Source organism: Mesorhizobium sp. B2-5-7 (assembly GCF_006440875.1).
Taxonomy (GTDB): domain Bacteria; phylum Pseudomonadota; class Alphaproteobacteria; order Rhizobiales; family Rhizobiaceae; genus Mesorhizobium; species Mesorhizobium australicum.
This window is the reverse complement of record NZ_VFUO01000004.1, coordinates 622544-641419: the sequence shown is the minus strand read 5'-3', so window position 1 is coordinate 641419 and position 18876 is coordinate 622544. Positions and strand designations below refer to the sequence as shown.

Here is an 18876-nt window from a genome sequence, read left to right as displayed (position 1 = left end):
TCACTGCATCCAGGGCTGCGGCTTGAAGGCACCGGTGGCGTATTTCTCCGGCGAGATCAGCGTGCGCTGGCCGTCCCAGATCTGAAAGAAGGTGATCGGGATATAGTCGTCGCCCTGCGTGGCGAGATGCGTGGCGGGATCGAATTTCAGCCGGCCTTCGGCGACCTGCTTGTCGGTCTCCGACAGCGCCTTCATGATCGCGGCGTGGTCGGATGCGCCGCCGACCTTCTTGACCGCGTCGAAATAGACGTTGGTCATTTCATAGAGGCCGACGCCGTAGGTGCCGCTCTCGACGCCATATTTGGCCTTGAACTTGGCCGCCACCTCGTCGGCGCGCGGGTTCTTCGGCGTCGTCAGCGCCCCGCCGAGAAGATTGTAGATGACGCCATTCGACTTCTTGCCGGTGAGTTCGACGAATTCCGGAACACTCGGCGCATATTGCAGGAAGACAAGGCTCTTGGTCGGCTGTTCGAGGAACTGGTTCAGGAAAGACGCCGAATTGCCCGGCAGATAATCGGTGTTGATGACGACATCGGGAACATTCTCGCGCACCTTGGCCAGGATCGAACGCCAGTCGGTGACTTCGCCGAAGGGCACGATCTCATCGACGCTGATAGTCCAGCCCTTCTCCTTGAAAGTCTTCTTCATGCCCTCCGAGATGGTCTTCGAATAGGCGTTGTCGGAGGAGATGATGGCGACTTTCTTGGTCGGCAATGTGATCTTGCCGTCGGCCGCGAGTTTCTCGACGAACAAGGTGACGTCGGTGTTGTAGGCGTCGAAGGACGGCGTTAGCGACCAACAGCACATGTACTTGTCTGGACTCGGCGCGATGATGTCCCTGGTCTGCTGCGAGGTGGCCGCCAGCATGTAGGGCATCTCGGCCTCGGCCATGTTGTCGATCTCGAAATTCGTCAGGCTGGCGTAGCCGGTGAGCATGAATTGCACGCCGGGATCGCCAAGCAGGCGCTCGACCGCGCTGGTGACGTTGCCGGCGGACTGATCCTTGACGTCGCCGACCACCAGTTCGAATGTGTTGCCGGCAACGCCGCCGGCGGCATTCGCCTCATCGATTGCCATCTGCACGCCGCGCTGGAATTCCTGGCCGTCCGCCGCGGCAGGGCCCGTGATCGGCGCCAGCAGGCCGATCTTGACGACATCGGCGAAAGCGGGGGCGCTTGCCGTGGCAAACGCCGCGATCAGGGCCGTGGTCATCAGCATATGGCGGAGTCTGTTGCCTGCGAATTTGGATTTCATCGTGCCGTTCCCTGTTCTCCTCCCGTTCATCGGGAGTTGGATAATTGACAATCTACGCACAATTGATGTTATTTGAAAAGGATTTTTCAACGGCACGAGACCGGGAAAATGTTATGGCAGGGCTAGGGGAGGCGGCGGCGCTTTGTTGTGCAACTGCTTCGAAACAGAGCGATTCCAGACGGAGCCAAAGATGACGATCGCGCAGAAGACCCTTGAAACCAGTCACGGCAGGATCGCCGTTCGCGAGACCGGCGGCAAAGGCACCGCCGTCCTGCTGATTCATGGCAATTCGTCTTCCGGTGCCGTTTTCCGCAACCAGCTCGAGAGCCCGCTGGGCGAGCGCTACCACATGATCGCCCCCGATCTGCCGGGCCACGGCGCTTCCGGCAATGCGATCGATCCGGACCGCTCCTACAGTATGGAAGGCTATGCCGATGCGATGACCGAAGTGCTCGGCCTGCTCGGTATCGACAAGGGCATCGTCTTCGGCTGGTCGCTCGGCGGTCATATCGGGCTGGAGATGATCGACCGTTATCCTGGCCTGCTTGGCCTGATGATATCGGGCACTCCGCCGGTAGCGCCCGAGGAGGTCGGCAACGGCTTCAAGTCGAGTCCGCATATGCACCTTGCCGGGCAAGAGGCCTTCACCGCCGCTGATGTCGAGGCCTATGCACGCAGCACTTGCGGGGAACCGTTCGAACCGTTCCTCCTCGACACGGTGGCGCGCACCGACGGGCGGGCGCGGCGCCTGATGTTCGAGAAATTCGCCGCCGGCACAGGCCGCAACCAGCGCGAGATCGTCGCCGGCAAGACGCCTCCGATCGCCGTTCTCAATGGCATCGACGAGCCTTTCGTGAACACCGATTTTGTCTCAGCGGTCAAGTTCTCCAACCTGTGGGAAGGCAAGGCGCATCTGCTCGACAAATCGGGCCATGCGCCGTTCTGGGATTCTCCCGGCCGCTTCAACCCGATCTTCGCCCGCTTCCTGGAAAGCGTGGATCAGGCATAGACTCGCCGCAAGGCACCGACCAGCCGCCATCGACCGGAATGTGTCCAGCCCTGCTGGCCTCATTGCACTGACAGGAGGAGGGCGGCCGCGACCGGGCCGTTGGCAAGGCATGCGTGTCCGGCTATGACGGCAAAGTTGCGAAGAGCAGTCAGCTTTTCCGTTGGAGTGCGACATGACCGTATTTACACGCCGCGGACTGCTGAAAACTGCGGCCGTTGCCGGTGCGAGCGGGCTCGGGCTTGCCGCCATGGGCAGGATTGGCGGCTGGGCGGCGTCCGCGCCTGAGCCGGTGGTGCTGCGGACGGCGAAAATCCAGGCGAAGCTGATGGATGTCGGCCAGACCAACAATGTGCTGACTTACGGCAAAGCGGGAATGCCGCCGGTGCTCAGGATGAAAAAAGGCGAACCCTTTGCCGCGCGCCTCGACAATGCCATCGACGATCCGACGACCATCCACTGGCACGGTATTCGCCTGCCGAACAAGATGGATGGCGTGCCCTTCCTGGTGCAGCCTTACGTCTACACCGGCGATCATTTCGACTATGCCTTCACGCCGCCCGATGCCGGCACCTTCTGGTATCACCCGCACTGCAACACGCTGGAGCAGATGGGGCACGGCCTGACCGGCGTGATCGTGGTTGAAAACCCGAACGATCCGAAATTCGACGCCGAGTTTGTCCTCAACCTGCGCGACTGGCGCCTTGGCGACGACGGCCAGTTCATCGACCAGTTCCGGCCGCGCGATGCGGCGAGAACCGGCACCTACGGCACGGTGCGTACGGCCAACTGGCTCGATCAGCCGCAATACGACGCGCCTGCCGGCGGGCTGGTGCGGCTGCGCGTCGCCATTACCGATGTCACCCGCATCCAGGCCTTTCGCGTCGACGGCGCCGAAGCGATCGTGATGGCGCTGGACGGCAATCCGGTGCCGGAGCGCTTTGCGCCCGATGCCTTGCTGCTTGGACCGGGGCAGCGCATGGAACTCGCCATCCGCATGCCCGACGATGAGGGCGCGATCGTCAGCCTGCGGGACGTCAGGGGCACCAAGCCCAAGGTGCTGGCGACGCTGCGCGCGACGGGCAACTCGCTCAAGCGGGACGTTCGCGACGTTGCGCCGCTGGAAGTGAATCCGGTGGCGGAAGTGGATCTCGGCTCGGCCCAGCATATCTCCCTGTCGCTCAGCGCCACGGCGGAGAACGTCCCGAGCGACAGCATCTGCGGTTCGCTCGGCTACAGTTTCTGGGCGATCAACAAGGTGCCGTGGCCGGGCGATACGCCCGATCCAACCGCGCCGCTGGCCGAATTGAAGCTCGGCAGGAGCTATGTCATCGACATGGAGAACCTGACGCCGCAATCGCATCCGATGCATTTGCACGGCATGAGCTTCAAGGTTTTGTCATCCTCGACGCGGCCGGTGCAGCCGTTGATTTCGGACACCTATCTCATCCAGCCCAATGAGAAGGTGAGCCTCGGCTTCGTCGCCGACAATCCCGGCGACTGGCTGCTGCATTGCCACATCATCGAGCACCAGAAATCGGGCATGACGAGTTACGTCAGAGTGGTCTGAGCCGGGCCCACCGAAGGCAGCATTGTCCGCGACCTACTTGCGCAGTTGCGCCTCGATCTCATCGAGCACCTTATCCTTGCCGATGCCGGTGAGGAAGGCGAGGCCCTTGATGACCGGCTTGGTCACCGAAGCCGAGATCGGCGTGGTGGCGACGATGAAGTCGACGCTGTCGGCGAGCCCCGGCACTTCGGTTGCCTTGGCCTGCTGGGCGTTGAAGGTAAGGCCGCGCATCTTCATCGCCTCGGTGACGGCGACGTTGACCGCCGTCGAGGTGGCGATGCCGGTGCCGCAGGCAAAGAGAATTGTCTTCTGTCTGGCCATCTTTGCTTTCCCTTGATTAGCAGCCGAGCACGGTGCGCACGTCGTCAAGCGTCCTGGCCGACCTCAAGCCGTCCAATGCATCTGGATTCTGGATCGTTGCCATGACGGACTGCAGCGCTTCAATCTGCTTGTCCTTGTCATTGATCGCAAGCAGGAAGACGAAACCCACCGGCAGCTTCTCGTCGGGGTCTTCCATGTTGGCGAAGATCACCGGCTTTCTCAGCGTGCCCATTGCGATGCCGGGCTTCAGCACATGCTCGGGATCGGTGTGGGGCACCGCGACATTGTCGGCGCGTTCCAGCGGCAATCCTGTCGGGATGGTCATTTCGCGGCGCACGACCGCGTCGGCATAGGAGCTCTTGACATAGCCAAGGGCCTCGAGCCGTCCCGCCAGGACGCGGATGATCTCCTCATTGGTCGACGCGTCCGACCCGAGCACGATCGCTTCGGGATCCAGAAGCTGCATGAGGGCGTCGGACATGTCTTGCTCCGTCGATAAATCGAGCGCCCGGCGAAGGCGCACGATCGTTTCAGATGAAGGCACGCTTGCGTTCAGGCCGTGCCTTCGGCCGGCTCGTCCTCGGCGCCCGCCGCCCGTTCCCAGCCGAGCGGATTGCGGCGATAGAGCACGAACAGCGCCGCTATGACCACGGCGATCACGATGATGCCGATCAGCCCAAGTCCCTGGATCGCCTCGATGATCACATAGGGTACCCACAGGAAGCCGTCGACCACCGAGGTGATCTGCAAAGCATCCGCCGGCAGTTTGAAGCCCGACGCGACGGCCGCACTGGTGAACAGCGGCGCCAGGGCGTTGGCGACATAGAAGCCGATCGCCAAGGTCACCGTGCCGATCACCACCATGCGGAACACATTGCCTTTGACCAGCGGCGCGGTCATGGCGACGATGAACGGGATGACCGCCAGATCGGCGAACAGGATGACGCGGTTGCCCGGCAGGATCACCGACAGGATGATCGCGATCGGCACCAGGATCAGCGACGACGAGATCGCGGCGGGATGGCCGATCAGGATCGCCGAATCGAGGCCGACGAGAAGCTCGCGATCGCCGGTGCGATTGCGCACGAACTCCTGCGCCGCGTCGGAAACCGGGATCAGGCCCTCCATCAGGATCTTCACCATGCGCGGCAGCAGCAGCATAACCGCGGCAAGTGTCATGCCAGTGCCCAGCACCTTGGCCAGCACCGTGCCGGGATCGCCGGCATTGTAGAAGGCGATGGCGCCGAGCACGAGGCCGATGATCAGGCCGAGCACGACCGGTTCGCCGAACACGCCGAAGCGGCGCTCGATGGTTTCGGTGTTGATGTTGATGCGGTTGATGCCGGGAATGCGGTCCATGATCCAGTTCAGGATGATGGCGATCGGCAGGATTTGCGCCGAGGCGAGATGCGGCACCGAAATGCCGGGAACGCCGTAGAATTGCTGCACCGCGCGCGCCGACCAATCGGCGAACAGCAGCGACAGCGCCGCAACCAGGGCCGCGATGGCAATGCCGTAGGCCAGATTGTCGGTGGCGGCGACGACGAGCGAGCCGACGAAGGCGAAATGCCAGAAATTCCAGACGTCGACATTGAGCGTGCGCGTCATGCGCGTCAGCAACAGCACGATGTTGACCAGGATGCCGACCGGGATGACCCAAAGCCCGACCGAGGAGCCAAAGGCGATGGCGGCCGCCGAGGGCCAGCCGACGTCGATAATGTCGCGATGAATGCCGGTGTTGGTGACGATGGCCTTGGCGACGTCGCCGATCGACGTGAACATCAGGCCAAGCACAAGGTTGATACCGATGAAGGCGACCCCGATGGTGACGGCGGCGCGAAAGGCCTTGCTGACCTTGGCGCCCAAAACCACGGCAATGATGAAAATGACGATCGGCAGCAGGATTGTCGCGCCGAGCGTGTCGATGGCCCCCTTGAGGCCAGCGAGTAGAGTATCCATTCTTCCTCCCCTGGAGCCCCGAGCCTAAAGCTTCGCGGTGCTCCTTTCTCTCAGCCTCTGCCGCCACCTTAGCGCAAAGGCACTCCCCAGATGCCGCGAGACGAGTGCCCCTCCGAGCGGTTGTCTCGATGAACATTTGCCTTTGTTGGCAAACGAATGTTTTATTGAGACTGTTCGCAACAATGTCAATTGGCAAGCCTTTGGGCCAATCAGCCAAGGCGACGACGCTTGTCACGGGTCATTTTCGTTGGAAATCGCCGGTCGCGAGCGGTTTTGTTGGCACAGGGGAATGGTCCCTGCTAATTCGCGTCCAGACCAAGAAGCTGTGGACATCCCGCATGACCAATGTCGCCTTGACCGGGCTTGCCCGCGATCTCGCCAGACGTGCCGCCGAGGGCCGCCCGGTGCGCATCGGCATCATCGGCTCCGGCGAAATGGGCACTGACCTCGTCACGCAAGGCATGCTGATGCCCGGCATTGCGGTTTGCGCCGTCTCGACCCGGCGCCCGCACACCGCGCGTGACGCCATCCGCATCGCCTACGGTGACGAGGCGATGGCGGTCGAAGCCGACACCGCGTCGAAAGTCACCGCGGCGATCGAGGTTGGAAAAATAGCCATCACCTCGAACGAGATGCTGGTCACCAACCCACTGATCGATGTCGTCATCGACGCCACCGGCAAGCCGGGCGTCGCCGCCGATTTCGACCTGATGGCGATGGAGCACGGCAAGCACCTGGTGATGATGAATGTCGAGGCCGACGTCACCATCGGCTGTTACCTCAAGCAGCAGGCCGACCGGCTTGGCGTGGTTTATTCGGTCGGCGCCGGCGACGAGCCGTCGAGCTGCATGGAACTGATCGAGTTCGCGTCCGCACTCGGCCTTACCATCGTCTCGGCCGGCAAGGGCAAGAACAACCCGCTCAATCACAACGCGGTGCCCGACGACTATCGCGAGGAAGCGACCCGCCGCAACATGAACCCGCGCATGCTGGTCGAGTTCGTCGACGGTTCCAAGACCATGGTCGAGATGTGCGCCATCGCCAATGCCACCGGGCTGGTGCCCGACGTGCCCGGCATGCATGGTCCCAAGGCTGACCGCGATGACCTCGTCAAGGTGCTGATCCCGCGCGAGGATGGTGGCCTCCTGCTGAAAAAAGGCGTCGTCGACTACACCATCGGCAAGGGTGTGGCGCCCGGTGTCTTCGTCATCGTCGAGGCGACGCATCCGCGCATCATCGAACGCATGGACGACCTGCATATCGGCCGCGGTCCCTATTACAGCCTGTTCCGGCCCTACCATCTGACCTCACTGGAAGTGCCGCTGACGGCCGCTCGCATCGTGCTGTTCGGCAAGCCCGACATGGTGCCGCTGCCGCGGCCGGTTGCCGAGGTCTGCGCCGTCGCCAAGCGCGATCTCGCCGCCGGCGAGACCTTCGATGCGATCGGCGAGACCTGCTATCGCTCCTGGACCATGACCGTCGGCGACGCGCGTTCCCAGCGCGCCGTGCCGGTCGGCCTGCTTGAGGGCGGCAAGGTGCTGAAGCCGGTCAGGAAAGGTGCACTGCTGACCACCGACAATGCAGCGCCAGACCGGACGACCAGTCTGTTCGCGCTGCGCCGCCTGCAGGACGAGATGCTGTACGGAAACAAGCCCGTTGTGGCGCTGTCATGACAGATGCGCTATATTGTAATGGCAGATGACGCCGAGGATCGACCAATGAACCTCCAGATCAGGGACCCGCGTGCACGTGAACTGGCACAGCGGCTCGCCGCCAAACGCAAGATTTCGATGACCGAGGCGGTGATCGAAGCTCTTGAGTCCGAACTGAAACGGGAAAGTGGACGCGCTCCGTTGGCGCAGCGGCTGGCTGCCATCGCCGATGAACTCAAAGCCAGAGCTGGCCAGGGCGGCCGGCCCGTACACAAGGATGAGATCGATGAGATGTGGGGCCACTCCTGATGTTTGTCGACACCTCGGTGGTCGTCGCAATTCTTTCGGGAGAAGAAGATGCTGGCGAGTGGAGCAACCGCATCGCGGTAGCACCTCGCAGGATTACTTCCGCGCTGGTGGTGCTCGAAGCGGCTATGCGGCTTTCAACTATGCTGGCCGTCGAGCCGCTCGTCGCTGAAGTGGCGATAGAGGCTTTTCTGCGCGAGGCCGAAATCGAAATCGTTCCCATCGACGCCGGCGACGCCAAGCTCGCGGTCCAAGCTTTTTCAGACTATGGAAAAGGACGCGGGCATCCCGCCCAACTCAACCTGGCCGATTGCCTGTCCTACGCTTGCGCAAAGGGCCGCGGCTCTGCTCTGCTCTACAAAGGCAACGACTTCTCGCATACCGATCTGGCCTAGGGAGTCTGCTCTATTTCCCTAGTTCGATCGACCGCAGCCGCGCCGCTTCCACCGCTTGCGTAAGGAGATTGGTCAACCGGTCATCGCCCATCAGCACGCCAAGCGCCGCCGCCGTCGTGCCGTTGGGGCTGGTCACCTGCTTGCGCAGCACGGCCGGGTCCTCGCGGCTTTCGGCGGCGAGCGATGCCGCGCCGTAGACGGTCTGCATGGCGAGCAGCCTGGCGGTCGCCGCCGGCAGGCCGGCCTTCTCTGCGGCCACCGTCAGCGCTTCGATAAAATGGAAGATATAGGCCGGACCCGATCCGGACACGGCGGTCACCGCATCCATAAGGCCCTCGTCGTCGACAGTGGCCACTTCGCCGCTGGCCGACAGAAGGTCGGCGACGAAGCGCTTGGCGTCGGCGGAAACCAGGGGATTGGAAAACACCACCATCATGCCCTTGCCGATGGCCGCCGGCGTGTTGGGCATGCACCGCACAACGGGGGCGCGGTTGCCGAGGATGCCCTCGAAGGTGGCGGACGGCGTGCCGGCGGCAATGCTGACGAAAGTGGTGCGTCCATCGCCGAAGCGCTTGTACGCGGCGGTGACGTCGCGGATCACCTGAGGTTTCACCGCGATGACGACCAGATCGGGCACGGCATCCGCCGGAATGGCCCCGGCATCCGCTGCCGAGCCGCAGCCAAGCGCCACTGCGCGATCGCGCAGCTCGGCATTGGGCTCGACCACGAAAACCGCCGAGGGTGCAAGCTTGCCGGACTTCAGCCAGCCCGAGAGCATGGCGTAACCCATATTGCCGCAACCGGCGAGAACAAGCCTGATCGTCATCGAGAGCCCTCCGAGGAAAGGCCATGACATAGACGCTCGCGGGTCGGTGGGGAAGCCCTCTCAGGACCGCTGAACAGGCGTGCGCACCGCGATCGGCCGCAACGACACTTGCCTGAGGCCCAGCACGCCGAGCACGAAGAACAGCCAGACCGGATCACCGCGATGGAAGAAGAAGCTCTCGAGAAAGGCGTTGAGTGCGGTGAACAGCACCACCATCATGAAGAAATCGCCGAGATAGATGTTCTCCTTGAGCGGCGGAATGCGCATATAGTCGCGCAATGGTGCGATGAGGAAGGTGTAGACCGCCACGCAAAGGGCAGGGATGCCCATCAGCACCGCGATGTCGAGATAGCCGTCATGGCCGTGCACGATGGTCCTGATGTCCCACGGGCGATCGAAGGGTTGGTCCTGGTTGAGCAGCAGCGGCGTGCCCCAGAAGCTCTCATAACCGTAGCCGGTCCACGGCTTCTTCGCCAGCATCGAGCCGGCGAACTCCCACAGTGTCGTCCGGCCGGTATAGGTGAGGTCGGGAAAGTAGATGGCCGCCAGATGCTTCACCGGCGGCAGGAAGACGATGCCCAGCGTGCCGACCGCCGTGGCGATGATCGCCAGCATGAACAGGATCGGCGTACCGAGCCGCATGCCCATCAGACTCGGAAACATCACGATCAGGATCGAGAACGGCACCAGCCCGGCGGTGGTCTTGGAGCCGGTGTGCAGCATGAAGATCATCGCCGCGCAGAAGATACCCGCGCCCCACCAGCGCTGGCCGCGTCGGTAGAGATAAAGCCCGGCGAAGCTGAAGCAGGCCATGATCGGGCCGGCGATGTTCTTGTGGGTGAACACCCCGCGCCACAGGCCGGCATGTTCAGGCTCCTGCGAGTCAGCCGTGTGCATCGCCTCGTGCGGAAAGACGATCAGGCCGAGATAGGACAGGCCCATGACCACGACCGCGGTGAAGATGATGACCCTGGAGAAGGACTCCGCGTCGCGGGGTAGCGCCAGAATCGTCGCCATCGTCAGGATGCCGATCATGGTGAAGGACGCCGCGCGCATTGCCGAGGGCGGATCGGTCGCCAGCACCACCGACAGGAAGAAGAAGCCCAGCATCAGTATCCAGGATGGGCTGAGCAGCGAGCGCACGACGCGCGGATCGGCGAAGGCCATCAGCGCGAAGATCGAAATCCCGCCGAGCGAGCCGAAGCCGAGCTGATTGACGATGTCGCCCCCTTCGCCGGTGAGTTCGGCGCCGGCCGGCTGGAACGGGCGGAAGGACACCATGATGACGGTGAACAGCAGCGCGGCGATCGCGGTCGCCACGCCACCGCGCGTGAACGCGGCGCTGAGCGGCGCGCGCTCAGTTCTTCTCAGGCTGGCGGTATTGCTCATTGGCATATCCGAATTCGGCCAGCACGCGGCCCAGCGCCACATGGACGGGGTAGATGGCGGCCGCCGGGGATCCCGTGCGCGCCAGCCGCATGATGCCGCGAACCGGCGAGGCGGCAAGCAGCGCCAGGCTCCTGGCGAATACCTTGGCGCCGGCGAACGGCATGCCGGCGCGCCTCTTCTTTTCCACCAGTGTCGAGATGACACCGTTGCGTAGGCTGCGGGCGCGGATCCAGTCGGTCTCGACGCGCCGGGCCGGAACGGTCTCCCGCACCTTGGCTTCGGCGCACCAGCCCAGCACGAAGCCGCGTTGCGCCGACCGGCTGAGAAAGTCGGAATCGCCGCCGCCCATGAAATTGAATCTGAGATCGAGGAAGGGCGGCCCCATCGCGGTCAGCACGTTGCGCCCGACCAGAAGATTGCCGGACGAATAGAGCGCGGGCACCCGTCCCGTCTCCCGGTAGGGGGGTGCGAAGACGGGATGCTCGGCCCATTTGGCATGGGCAGGATCGGCAAAAACGGGCACCTGCGGGCCGCCGACGATGTCGGCGGCGAGCGTTTCGGCGGCGTGGCACATCCGCTCCAGCCATTGCGGATCGGCGGTCTCGTCATCGTCGATGACAAGAAGATGCTTGAAGTTCGGGAACTGCAGGATCGCCGTCTGCCAGCCGGCATTGTAGGCGCTGCAATTGCCGCGCTCATGCGCGATGATGACCATGCCCGGTATCTCGCCGCGCTCGAACAGCGGCAGCACCGCCTTGGCGCCCTCCCGCGCCTCGGCCTCGTTCTCGATGACGATGACGGCAAAGCGCCTGTCGGTTTGCTGCGCGCGCAGCGACGCCAGTGTCTCCAGCACCTGCTGCGGCCGCTTGAACGTCGGCAAGGTGACGATCGCTTCGACGGCCTCCACGTCGAGCAGGCGAGATCGTCCCGCGATCGATACCGAACCGTCCAATGGCAAAGGGATCATCCGTGTCCAGCCGCGTCGTGAGTCGCGTTCTGGTAGCACCACGATGATAAGGTTTCGTTAATCACCTTGCACGGAGAGGCCCGCCAGACATGGGTTTTGGGGCGTTGATCGTGCTCGTTTAATCAAGGGTTCACCGCGCTTTGCTACCGGCTACACCACAGGATAGGTAAGATGCATCTGCTGTTCGCCACATCGATCGTGCCCGACGGTGCTCTCGCCTCGGGCTACGAGATAGCCAACGCCGCGATTATCGCCGCCCTGCGGCGCGCCGGCGCGCGCGTCACGGTCATCGGCTTCACCTGGCCCGGGAAAGCCGCGGCCGATCCCGAAAATACCGTGGTGCTGGGGGCGGTCGACGTGCGCACCGAAAGTGCTTCGCCGCTGCAAAAGCTTGTCTGGGTCGGCAAGGCGATGTTTTCAGGCCTGACCTTCGCGTCGGTCAAGTTGCGTGCGGTGTCCAGCCACGATGTTCAGGCCGCCCTCGAACGAGCCGGTCCGTTCGATGGCTATGTGCTGAATTCCGTGCAGTTCGCCGGTGCTTTCGAACGGGTCTTCGAAGACCGGCCTTCGATTTTCGTCGCCCACAATGTCGAGCATCTCTCGGCGCGGGAGAACGCCGTTGCCGCCGCCGGCATTTTCCAGCGCCTGCTGTTTCGGCGCGAGGCAAGGCTGCTCAAACTGGTCGAAGAGCGCCTCTGCCGCCGCGCGCGTTTTGTCTTCACGTTGGCCGAGGAGGATCGCGGGGCACTTGGCGTCGCCTCGGATGATCGTTCGGTGGTGCTGCCGCTGGTGACCGGCGCCACGGCGCCAGTCTGGAACGGCCGGCGCGCGATCGACTGTGACGCGGCCCTGATCGGCACCTGGACCTGGCAGCCGAACCGCATCGGCCTCGACTGGTTCTTGGGCAAGGTGGTGCCGCATCTGCGGCCTGGTTTCCGCATCCGCATAGCGGGTCACATGCCTTCCGGCGTCACCTCCGCGCATCCGGGCGTCGAGTTTGTCGGCCGTGTCGCAGATGCCAGGGCTTTCGTGCGCGGCGCGGCCGTCATCCCGCTGATCAGCACCGCGGGCAGCGGCGTACAGCTGAAGACCATCGAGACCTTCGAGCTTGGCCTGCCCTCGGTCGCCACCAGCCGGTCGCTGCGCGGCATCGACCATCGCCCCGACAATTGCGTCGTCACCGACGATCCGGCCGGCTTCGCCCGGGCCCTGGAGGCAGCCGCGGCCGACATTCACGATGTCGATGGCAGCACCTTCCATCGCCGGCAGGTCAAGGCGCTCGACGCCGCGGTTCGTGTCGGTCTCGAAAAAATCGGCGCCGTGCGGGAGGAGGTGTTTGCATGAACATGCACGCCGCCCGCGCCGCGTTCGGCTTTGACAGCCTGAAGGCAATCCTCGGCATCCCGGTGCTGGCGATCCGCTGGGACGATGCGATTGCCTTGCTGAACCGATTGATCGCCGAGCGGCGCTTCACCAAGGTCAGTTTCCTCAACGCCCACAATGCCAATATCGCCCACACCGACCCGGTGTTCGCCGAGGCGCTCGACGATTTCCTCATCCTGCCGGACGGCATTGGCGTCGATCTCGCCGCGAAGCTTCTCTACGGCGCGCCGTTTCCCGACAATCTCAACGGCACCGATTTCGTGCCGGCCTTCCTGCAGGCTTCCAAGAGGCCGCTGACGGTGGGGCTGCTCGGAGCAACCCGTGTCAACGCCGAGGCGGCGTCCGTGAAGCTGGCGGCGCTTGCCGTGCAGCACAACTTCGTGGTCATTCACGACGGTTATTTCTCCCCCGCGCAGGAGCCGGAGATCATCGACCGCATCGCAAAGCTACGGCCTGATATGCTGCTGGTCGCGATGGGCGTGCCGCGCCAGGAATTGTGGATTGAACGCCACATCGACGAACGCCATTGCACGCTGCCGATCGCGGTCGGCGCGTTGCTCGATTTCCTGAGCGGCTCGGTGCCGCGCGCACCGCTGTGGATGCGCCGCCTGCGGCTGGAATGGCTGTTCCGTCTGGCGGTCGAGCCGGGCCGGCTCTGGCGCCGCTACGTGGTCGGCAACCCCCTGTTCCTGTGGCGGGTCGTCAAGCAGAAATGGGCGCGCGGCGCCGAGGCCGTCGCAGATGCTCCCGGAGAGTTTCGTTGAACAAGCGGTTCGTCCCAGACCCGCTGGCCGGCCCACGCCTGTTGCCGAAGACGCCGACGGCAGCGGTTGTGACGGCAAGCTACGCCCCGGATTTCGAACGCTGCCGACTGCTGTGCGAAACGCTTGACCGGCATGTCTCGGGTGCCGCGCACCACTACATTCTGGTCGAACATCGCGACCTTGCGCTTTTCCGTCAGTTGCAGACCAGCCGCCGTTCGGTCGTCGATGAGCGGGATCTCCTGCCGCGCTGGCTGCGCGCCTTCGACGATCCGCTCAGCCTGTTTCGCCGCCGCGTCTGGCTCAGCCTGAAAACCCAGCCGCTGCGTGGCTGGCACGTGCAGCAGCTGCGCCGTATCGCCATATCGGCGCACGCGGGGGAAGATGTGCTGATCTTCTGCGATTCCGACGTCGCTTTCCTGAAGGCCTTCGATTGCGGTGCCTTTTGGCGAGATGGCAAGGCGCGTTTGTTCCGCCGGGATGGTGTGCTCGCCGATGACGGCCATGACGAGCATCGCTTGTGGTCGCGCAATGCCGGAACGGCACTTGGCATCGATTCGTCCCGGAGATCGGTCCATGATTATATCTCGACGCTGATCGCCTGGCGCCGCGACACGGTGCTTGCCATGTGCGGCCGGATCGAAAAGGTCCATGGCCGCGACTGGGTCGAGGTCATCGGCTCGGCGCGCAAATTCTCCGAATGCATGATCTACGGACGCTATGTCGACGATCTGCTGGACGGAGCCGGCCACTTCCACGGTTCGGAAGAATTCTGCCGCGTCCACTGGACGGGCGAGGCGCTGTCGGACGACGAGTTCCGCCGCTTCGTTGCCAGCATGGCGCCAGAGCAGGTGGCAATCGGCATGCAGTCCTTTATCGGCACCGATATAGGCCGGATCCGACGCCTGATCGGGCTTGATCGCTGATTTGTCCTAGATTGCCTTGGCCGGTCTGCGCAGCGCCGAATAGGTCAGCAGCATGGACGCGAGGTAGAGCAGCAGGAAGACGATGTTGAGCGACAGCACCAGATCAGATGTTTCGGAAATGGTGGTCAGCACATAGATCAGCAGCAGCGCCTTGAGGGCGGCGAGCAGGCCGAGATTGAGCGCTCGCACCAGCGTCTGGCCGCGCGCGAAAAGAAGCTCGGCCTGGTATTCGACCAGATTGCGCAGTCCAGGCACGCAGATCGCCAGCGCCACCAGGGGGGCGGCCTCGGAAACATTCCTGCCGAGCGCGTTGGGAAAGAAATGCAGCACGATGCCAAGCGCTGCCAGCGCCAGCGTTGAAACGAGGAACACGCCGCCCTCAATGCCGCTCTTTATCGCAAGGCGCGACAGCAGCTCCGGCGCGCGCATCATGCGCTGCACGAGCATCATGGAGAAGGTACGGATGGGGATCGCCGTCAGGTCGACGAGCCGCATGATGATGGCATAGATGCCGGCCAAATGCGGGCCGCCGATCGCCAGCACCAGCAGCTTGTCGAATTCCGATTGCAGGTAGAACAACACCTCGGCGCCGGCCACATAGATGGAATCGGCGAGCCGCCGCAGATAGAGTTCGATGCGCAGCCGCAGCCGCTGGCGTGGATAGAACCAGCCGAAAGCCAAAAGCAGCGAGGCGGCGTTGGCCCCTATGTAGAACCACGACCACATCCAAATGCCATGCTGTGGCGAGACCATGAACAACACCGCGCCAAGCGCCCGCAGTGCGGTGGCCAGGATCGCCAGCACGGCTGCACGGCCGAATTTGCCCAGCCCGTTGTTGACGATCAGCGCCACTTCCACCGGCCGCCACAGCAGTGCCTCGGCAAAAACGATGGCCGTGAATACCGACAGCGGCACAGTGCCGGCAAAGAAGATCAGGTAGACGCCGAACGAGGCCAGGACCAAAAGCGGCAGCGAGACGGCGCCGAGCAGCAGGAAACCCGCTGTGAACGTGCCGATCAGATTGGGGCGGATGGTGGCGGTGCGGTAGAGTGCCGAAATGAAACCGAAGGCGAGAAGCCTCGACAGCATGACGCCGGCCGCCGAGGCGGTGGCGAACATGCCGAACTCTGCGATCGACAGCGTATTGGCGAGCGCGATGAAATAGGCGAGTGAAAACACCAGTCGCCCGCCGGCGCCGCTGATCGCCGAAAAATAGTCGCGCACCAGCCCCCGCCGTTCGGCCATCAAGGTGCCGATCTGCGCGAAGGTCCGCCTTTGCGGTATGTCGCTGGCCTCAGTCATACGTCGAGGAAAATGCATAGGCTGGAAAGTTTAACGCGCCGTTCTGAAGCTTTCAGTAGTGTTGAAAATTGTTGCAACCATGGCGTGAATTCTTGCCGCCTCTTTCGAAAATTAACTTTTTGTTTCCTATGCCTGTTTAGCGTGACTTAACGAATGGCCGACCGCCGCTGCCAAGCGGCCAAGAGTAAAGCTCCACGACATGGTCGACAGGGAAAACCGTGAAGACTGGAAGCGCGAGCGCTCCTTGCTGGCGCTTGGCGAAGCCGTGCGTGGCGAGGACGATGCTTCGCTGGTGTCGATAGGAGACCGCGCGGACCCCTCATGGCGCGAGGATGCCGCCACGCGCCATCGCCTAGCTCGTTCCCGTCGCGAGACGAAGGCGAGCCCGCCTCGGTCGGCAGCCGATAACGCCGAACGGTCTCGCCTGGACGAGGAGCAGCCGTTTGTATCCGAGGGCGCCTGGCGTTCGCGGGGGGAAACCGGCACCGGCGATTTGCCACCCGACATGCCGCAAGCAAGGCCCGCCCCCGAGGAACCTTCGGGCACGGGTGGCGCCCACGATGCAATCGGGTCCCGCGCTGCGGGCAGAGCCGACCCGTCCTCCAATGGCGGGGCGGACAGTCAGCAGTGGAAGCCGCTGATCGATCCGATGCTGGTCGTTCGCGGCGTTGCCAGGTCGAAGCTGCTGATCGTTGCGACCACGATACTGGGCGCTGGACTTGGCGTTGCCATCGCCTTGTCGATGCCGAAGAAATACGAAGCCACGACCGAACTGATCATCGAGCCGGGCGACCTGAAGCTCTCCGACCGCGATCTCACCCAACCGGTAGGCCAGCCCGATGCCGCGCTGGCCGTCGTCGAAACCCGGATCAAGATGCTCACCTCGGGCACCGTTCTCGATCAGGTCGTCAAGAATCTCAACCTCGTCAACGATCCGGAATTCAATGGCCAGGGCTCCGGCGGCCTCGGCGTCATGTCGCTCATCCGCTCGATCGTGTCGCGCAACGATGGGCCGGGCGGCGTCGATGAGGTTCGCCGCCAGGCTCTGGCTGTCGGCAATCTGGCCAAGAGCCTGTCGGTCGAACGCAGCGGCAAGACTTTTGTCATTTCCGTCAGCGCCGTGACCCAGAACGGCGACAAGTCGGCGCTCATTGCCAATACGACGAGGACCGTCTTCCAGCAGGAAGCCGCCAAATACCAGTCCGACATGGCCGGACGCGCGACGAACGAATTGACGTCCAAGCTCGATGATCTGCGCAAGGGGGTCGAGGCGGCCGAGCGCAAGGTCGAGGATTTCAGGGCCACGCATGGCCTGGTCGACGCGCAAGGCCATCTGATCAGCGACGATCAAATGCTGAAGCTCAACGAGCAGCTCTCGGTCGCCCGCGCCCGCACGCTGGAACTCAATGCCCGGGCAGCGTCGGCGCGTTCGCTGGATGTCAATTCCGTTCTGACCGGCACGTTGCCGGAAGAGATCAACTCCAACGCCATGAGCGATCTGCGCTCGCAATATGCAACGCTGAAGCAGGAGGCCGATCGTGCCGCGGTCCGGCTGGGACCGCGTCATCCAGAACTCCAGGCCCTCGACGCCCAGATCGCCGGCGCGCGCGAGCGCATCGCGGCTGAACTGCGCCGCATCGCCTCTTCGCTGCAGGTCGACTTGAAGCGCGCGGTTCAGCTCGAACAGGACCTCGCTTCCCGGCTGGCCCAGGCAAAGGTCCAAAGCGGCGACGTCAACAGCGACCTGGTTGCCCTGCGGGAACTGGAGCGTGAGGCCACCGCCAAGCGTTCCGTCTACGAACAATATCTCTTGCGCGCCAAGGAGACTGGTGAACAGACGGGCATCAACACGACCAACATCAATGTGATCACTCCCGCCCAGGCTCCACTCGAGCCAAATGGACCCTCACGGGCCTTGGTGGCGCTGGCCGGCCTGCTGCTTGGCCTTGCTGCCGGTGTTGGCCTCGGCGCTCTGCGTGGCACCTATGACAGCCTGCGCGAGACGGCAAGCGCGCGCTCACGCCGCGAGCGCAAGGTGGACGAACGCAAGTTGGCTGACCAGAGAGCGCCTCGCGAGGAGCAGGCATTCCGGGCGGAGCCTTCGCCAGAGCCACCGATGGCGGCAGCGCCTGTGCCGCCGCCGCCCGCACCACCGCCGCCGGTCACGCGGACCGAGGCCGCTCCCGCCGAAAGCTCCGGGAGGATCGGCGCACTTATGTCGAGAATGCGCAAGGCCATGTCCCGCAAGCCGTCCGCCGAAGCCGACGACGACATCTCCAGCGGGTTCGGCCTGCCCGCCTTCGCCGACAACGGACGGCCTGTCAACGCTCCGCTATTTCCTGGCCATCCGGAGTCCGGTTTCGGGCCTCGGCAGGCGGCCGGCCTGGATTATTCGCAGTCACCCTTCCAGCCGGGCCCCGATGCGGGGTATGGGCAGCGGATGACCTTGCCTTCGCGCTCGCCCCTAATGCCGCAACAGGCAACGTACCCGGCTCCCCCGTTTCCGTCCTCTCCCTATGCACAGCCGTTGGGCTACCCCCAGGCGCAGCCCTGGTCGCAAGCGGGCCATCCCTCCACGCAAAGCTCAGCGGGACCTTATGCGGCGCAGATGCCGTATCCGCCGCCGCCCGCTCCTCCGGCGCAGCCACCGGCCGCCCCGCCCGCGAGGCCGACCCCGGTCGAGGAGGGTGGCGAACAAGCATCGGTCGAAGAGATTCGCGCCAGCCTGCGTGAATTCCGCGAAGCGGTCCGCGAACTCACGGAAAACCGCACCCGCCGCCGCTACTTCTGAACCATCAGATAGGCTGCGGAGGCCGAACAAAACCGTGCCGGTTTCGCGTAAACGGCATGGGAAGGCGC

The 18876-nt window shown here is 63.8% G+C and carries 17 protein-coding genes; 9 read left to right on the top strand and 8 right to left on the bottom strand.

The window, feature by feature from the left end; translation table 11 throughout:
• The gene (locus FJ543_RS20915; protein WP_015316278.1) at positions 1-1254 is read right to left on the bottom strand and encodes an ABC transporter substrate-binding protein; all 1254 of its coding nucleotides are present in this window, start codon (positions 1252-1254) and stop codon (positions 1-3) included.
• Positions 1255-1444: 190 nt separating this feature from the next.
• Between FJ543_RS20915 and FJ543_RS20910 the strand changes: the two genes are divergently transcribed.
• Positions 1445-2263, top strand: a complete 819-nt coding sequence (locus FJ543_RS20910; RefSeq protein WP_041163341.1) for an alpha/beta hydrolase — start codon at positions 1445-1447, stop codon at positions 2261-2263.
• A 172-nt stretch (positions 2264-2435) separates the two neighbouring features.
• Positions 2436-3830 carry a multicopper oxidase family protein gene (locus tag FJ543_RS20905; protein WP_140876778.1) on the top strand — a complete coding sequence of 465 codons (1395 nt, stop codon included), beginning with the start codon at positions 2436-2438 and terminating at the stop codon, positions 3828-3830.
• A 33-nt stretch (positions 3831-3863) separates the two neighbouring features.
• Here the strand turns inward: FJ543_RS20905 and FJ543_RS20900 are convergent, their stop codons facing one another.
• The 3 genes from FJ543_RS20900 to FJ543_RS20890 all read right to left on the bottom strand — a co-directional run bounded on the left by FJ543_RS20900 (position 3864) and on the right by FJ543_RS20890 (position 6110).
• Positions 3864-4151 carry a PTS sugar transporter subunit IIB gene (locus FJ543_RS20900; protein WP_015316281.1) on the bottom strand — a complete coding sequence of 96 codons (288 nt, stop codon included), beginning with the start codon at positions 4149-4151 and terminating at the stop codon, positions 3864-3866.
• A gap of 16 nt (positions 4152-4167) precedes the next feature.
• Positions 4168-4632 carry a PTS sugar transporter subunit IIA gene (locus tag FJ543_RS20895; protein ID WP_140725834.1) on the bottom strand — a complete coding sequence of 155 codons (465 nt, stop codon included), beginning with the start codon at positions 4630-4632 and terminating at the stop codon, positions 4168-4170.
• Positions 4633-4703: 71 nt separating this feature from the next.
• Positions 4704-6110 (bottom strand): PTS transporter subunit IIC, encoded by a 1407-nt coding sequence (locus FJ543_RS20890; protein WP_140876776.1) that lies wholly within the window; start codon positions 6108-6110, stop codon positions 4704-4706.
• A gap of 338 nt (positions 6111-6448) precedes the next feature.
• On the opposite strand from FJ543_RS20890, the gene FJ543_RS20885 reads away from it, so the two are divergent.
• Genes FJ543_RS20885 through FJ543_RS20875 form a run of 3 tightly spaced genes read left to right on the top strand, consistent with a single transcriptional unit; the run spans position 6449 to position 8463 of the window.
• Positions 6449-7783 carry an NAD(P)H-dependent oxidoreductase gene (locus FJ543_RS20885; protein ID WP_015316284.1) on the top strand — a complete coding sequence of 445 codons (1335 nt, stop codon included), beginning with the start codon at positions 6449-6451 and terminating at the stop codon, positions 7781-7783.
• A 45-nt stretch (positions 7784-7828) separates the two neighbouring features.
• A complete protein-coding gene (locus FJ543_RS20880) occupies positions 7829-8071 on the top strand; it encodes a type II toxin-antitoxin system VapB family antitoxin (protein WP_015316285.1) in 243 nt (80 codons plus the stop codon).
• Positions 8071-8463, top strand: coding sequence for a type II toxin-antitoxin system VapC family toxin (locus FJ543_RS20875; RefSeq protein ID WP_140660779.1), 393 nt, complete (start codon positions 8071-8073; stop codon positions 8461-8463). Before FJ543_RS20880 ends, FJ543_RS20875 begins: the two co-directional genes overlap by 1 nt.
• Before the next feature lie 10 nt (positions 8464-8473).
• Here the strand turns inward: FJ543_RS20875 and proC are convergent, their stop codons facing one another.
• The 3 genes from proC to FJ543_RS20860 are packed head-to-tail and all read right to left on the bottom strand — an operon-like array spanning position 8474 to position 11645.
• Positions 8474-9289: a pyrroline-5-carboxylate reductase gene (proC, locus tag FJ543_RS20870; protein WP_140876774.1), complete on the bottom strand. Its 816-nt coding sequence runs from the start codon at positions 9287-9289 to the stop codon at positions 8474-8476.
• A 60-nt stretch (positions 9290-9349) separates the two neighbouring features.
• Positions 9350-10678, bottom strand: coding sequence for an O-antigen ligase (locus FJ543_RS20865; RefSeq protein ID WP_140876772.1), 1329 nt, complete (start codon positions 10676-10678; stop codon positions 9350-9352).
• Entirely contained in the window at positions 10647-11645 is a 999-nt protein-coding gene (locus FJ543_RS20860; RefSeq protein WP_140660782.1) for a glycosyltransferase, read from the bottom strand. Before FJ543_RS20860 ends, FJ543_RS20865 begins: the two co-directional genes overlap by 32 nt.
• A gap of 171 nt (positions 11646-11816) precedes the next feature.
• Here FJ543_RS20860 and FJ543_RS20855 point away from each other — a divergent pair, with 171 nt between their 5' ends.
• From FJ543_RS20855 to FJ543_RS20845, 3 genes are read left to right on the top strand one after another with little or no spacing between them, the layout of a single operon-like run.
• Complete coding sequence (locus FJ543_RS20855; protein WP_140660783.1) at positions 11817-12989, top strand: glycosyltransferase family 4 protein; 1173 nt, start codon at positions 11817-11819, stop codon at positions 12987-12989.
• Positions 12986-13792 carry a WecB/TagA/CpsF family glycosyltransferase gene (locus FJ543_RS20850; RefSeq protein ID WP_015316291.1) on the top strand — a complete coding sequence of 269 codons (807 nt, stop codon included), beginning with the start codon at positions 12986-12988 and terminating at the stop codon, positions 13790-13792. The genes FJ543_RS20855 and FJ543_RS20850 overlap by 4 nt, the downstream gene beginning before the upstream one ends.
• On the top strand, positions 13789-14715 hold the full coding sequence (locus FJ543_RS20845) for a DUF6492 family protein (RefSeq protein ID WP_140876770.1): 927 nt from the start codon (positions 13789-13791) through the stop codon (positions 14713-14715). Before FJ543_RS20850 ends, FJ543_RS20845 begins: the two co-directional genes overlap by 4 nt.
• Before the next feature lie 6 nt (positions 14716-14721).
• Here the strand turns inward: FJ543_RS20845 and FJ543_RS20840 are convergent, their stop codons facing one another.
• Positions 14722-16017 carry a lipopolysaccharide biosynthesis protein gene (locus FJ543_RS20840; RefSeq protein WP_140876768.1) on the bottom strand — a complete coding sequence of 432 codons (1296 nt, stop codon included), beginning with the start codon at positions 16015-16017 and terminating at the stop codon, positions 14722-14724.
• Between the two features lie 199 nt (positions 16018-16216).
• Here FJ543_RS20840 and FJ543_RS20835 point away from each other — a divergent pair, with 199 nt between their 5' ends.
• Complete coding sequence (locus FJ543_RS20835) at positions 16217-18808, top strand: GumC family protein (protein ID WP_140876766.1); 2592 nt, start codon at positions 16217-16219, stop codon at positions 18806-18808.
• Positions 18809-18876 lie beyond the last annotated feature (68 nt).

What these genes read in the sequence shown, in the direction of transcription:
- FJ543_RS20915 (WP_015316278.1), bottom strand. Translation starts at nt 1,254, where the DNA reads ATGAAATCCAAATTCGCAGGCAACAGACTCCGCCATATGCTGATGACC.
- FJ543_RS20910 (WP_041163341.1), top strand. Translation starts at nt 1,445, where the DNA reads ATGACGATCGCGCAGAAGACCCTTGAAACCAGTCACGGCAGGATCGCC.
- FJ543_RS20905 (WP_140876778.1), top strand. Translation starts at nt 2,436, where the DNA reads ATGACCGTATTTACACGCCGCGGACTGCTGAAAACTGCGGCCGTTGCC.
- FJ543_RS20900 (WP_015316281.1), bottom strand. Translation starts at nt 4,151, where the DNA reads ATGGCCAGACAGAAGACAATTCTCTTTGCCTGCGGCACCGGCATCGCC.
- FJ543_RS20895 (WP_140725834.1), bottom strand. Translation starts at nt 4,632, where the DNA reads ATGTCCGACGCCCTCATGCAGCTTCTGGATCCCGAAGCGATCGTGCTC.
- FJ543_RS20890 (WP_140876776.1), bottom strand. Translation starts at nt 6,110, where the DNA reads ATGGATACTCTACTCGCTGGCCTCAAGGGGGCCATCGACACGCTCGGC.
- FJ543_RS20885 (WP_015316284.1), top strand. Translation starts at nt 6,449, where the DNA reads ATGACCAATGTCGCCTTGACCGGGCTTGCCCGCGATCTCGCCAGACGT.
- FJ543_RS20880 (WP_015316285.1), top strand. Translation starts at nt 7,829, where the DNA reads ATGAACCTCCAGATCAGGGACCCGCGTGCACGTGAACTGGCACAGCGG.
- FJ543_RS20875 (WP_140660779.1), top strand. Translation starts at nt 8,071, where the DNA reads ATGTTTGTCGACACCTCGGTGGTCGTCGCAATTCTTTCGGGAGAAGAA.
- proC (WP_140876774.1), bottom strand. Translation starts at nt 9,289, where the DNA reads ATGACGATCAGGCTTGTTCTCGCCGGTTGCGGCAATATGGGTTACGCC.
- FJ543_RS20865 (WP_140876772.1), bottom strand. Translation starts at nt 10,678, where the DNA reads ATGAGCAATACCGCCAGCCTGAGAAGAACTGAGCGCGCGCCGCTCAGC.
- FJ543_RS20860 (WP_140660782.1), bottom strand. Translation starts at nt 11,645, where the DNA reads ATGATCCCTTTGCCATTGGACGGTTCGGTATCGATCGCGGGACGATCT.
- FJ543_RS20855 (WP_140660783.1), top strand. Translation starts at nt 11,817, where the DNA reads ATGCATCTGCTGTTCGCCACATCGATCGTGCCCGACGGTGCTCTCGCC.
- FJ543_RS20850 (WP_015316291.1), top strand. Translation starts at nt 12,986, where the DNA reads ATGAACATGCACGCCGCCCGCGCCGCGTTCGGCTTTGACAGCCTGAAG.
- FJ543_RS20840 (WP_140876768.1), bottom strand. Translation starts at nt 16,017, where the DNA reads ATGACTGAGGCCAGCGACATACCGCAAAGGCGGACCTTCGCGCAGATC.
- FJ543_RS20835 (WP_140876766.1), top strand. Translation starts at nt 16,217, where the DNA reads ATGGTCGACAGGGAAAACCGTGAAGACTGGAAGCGCGAGCGCTCCTTG.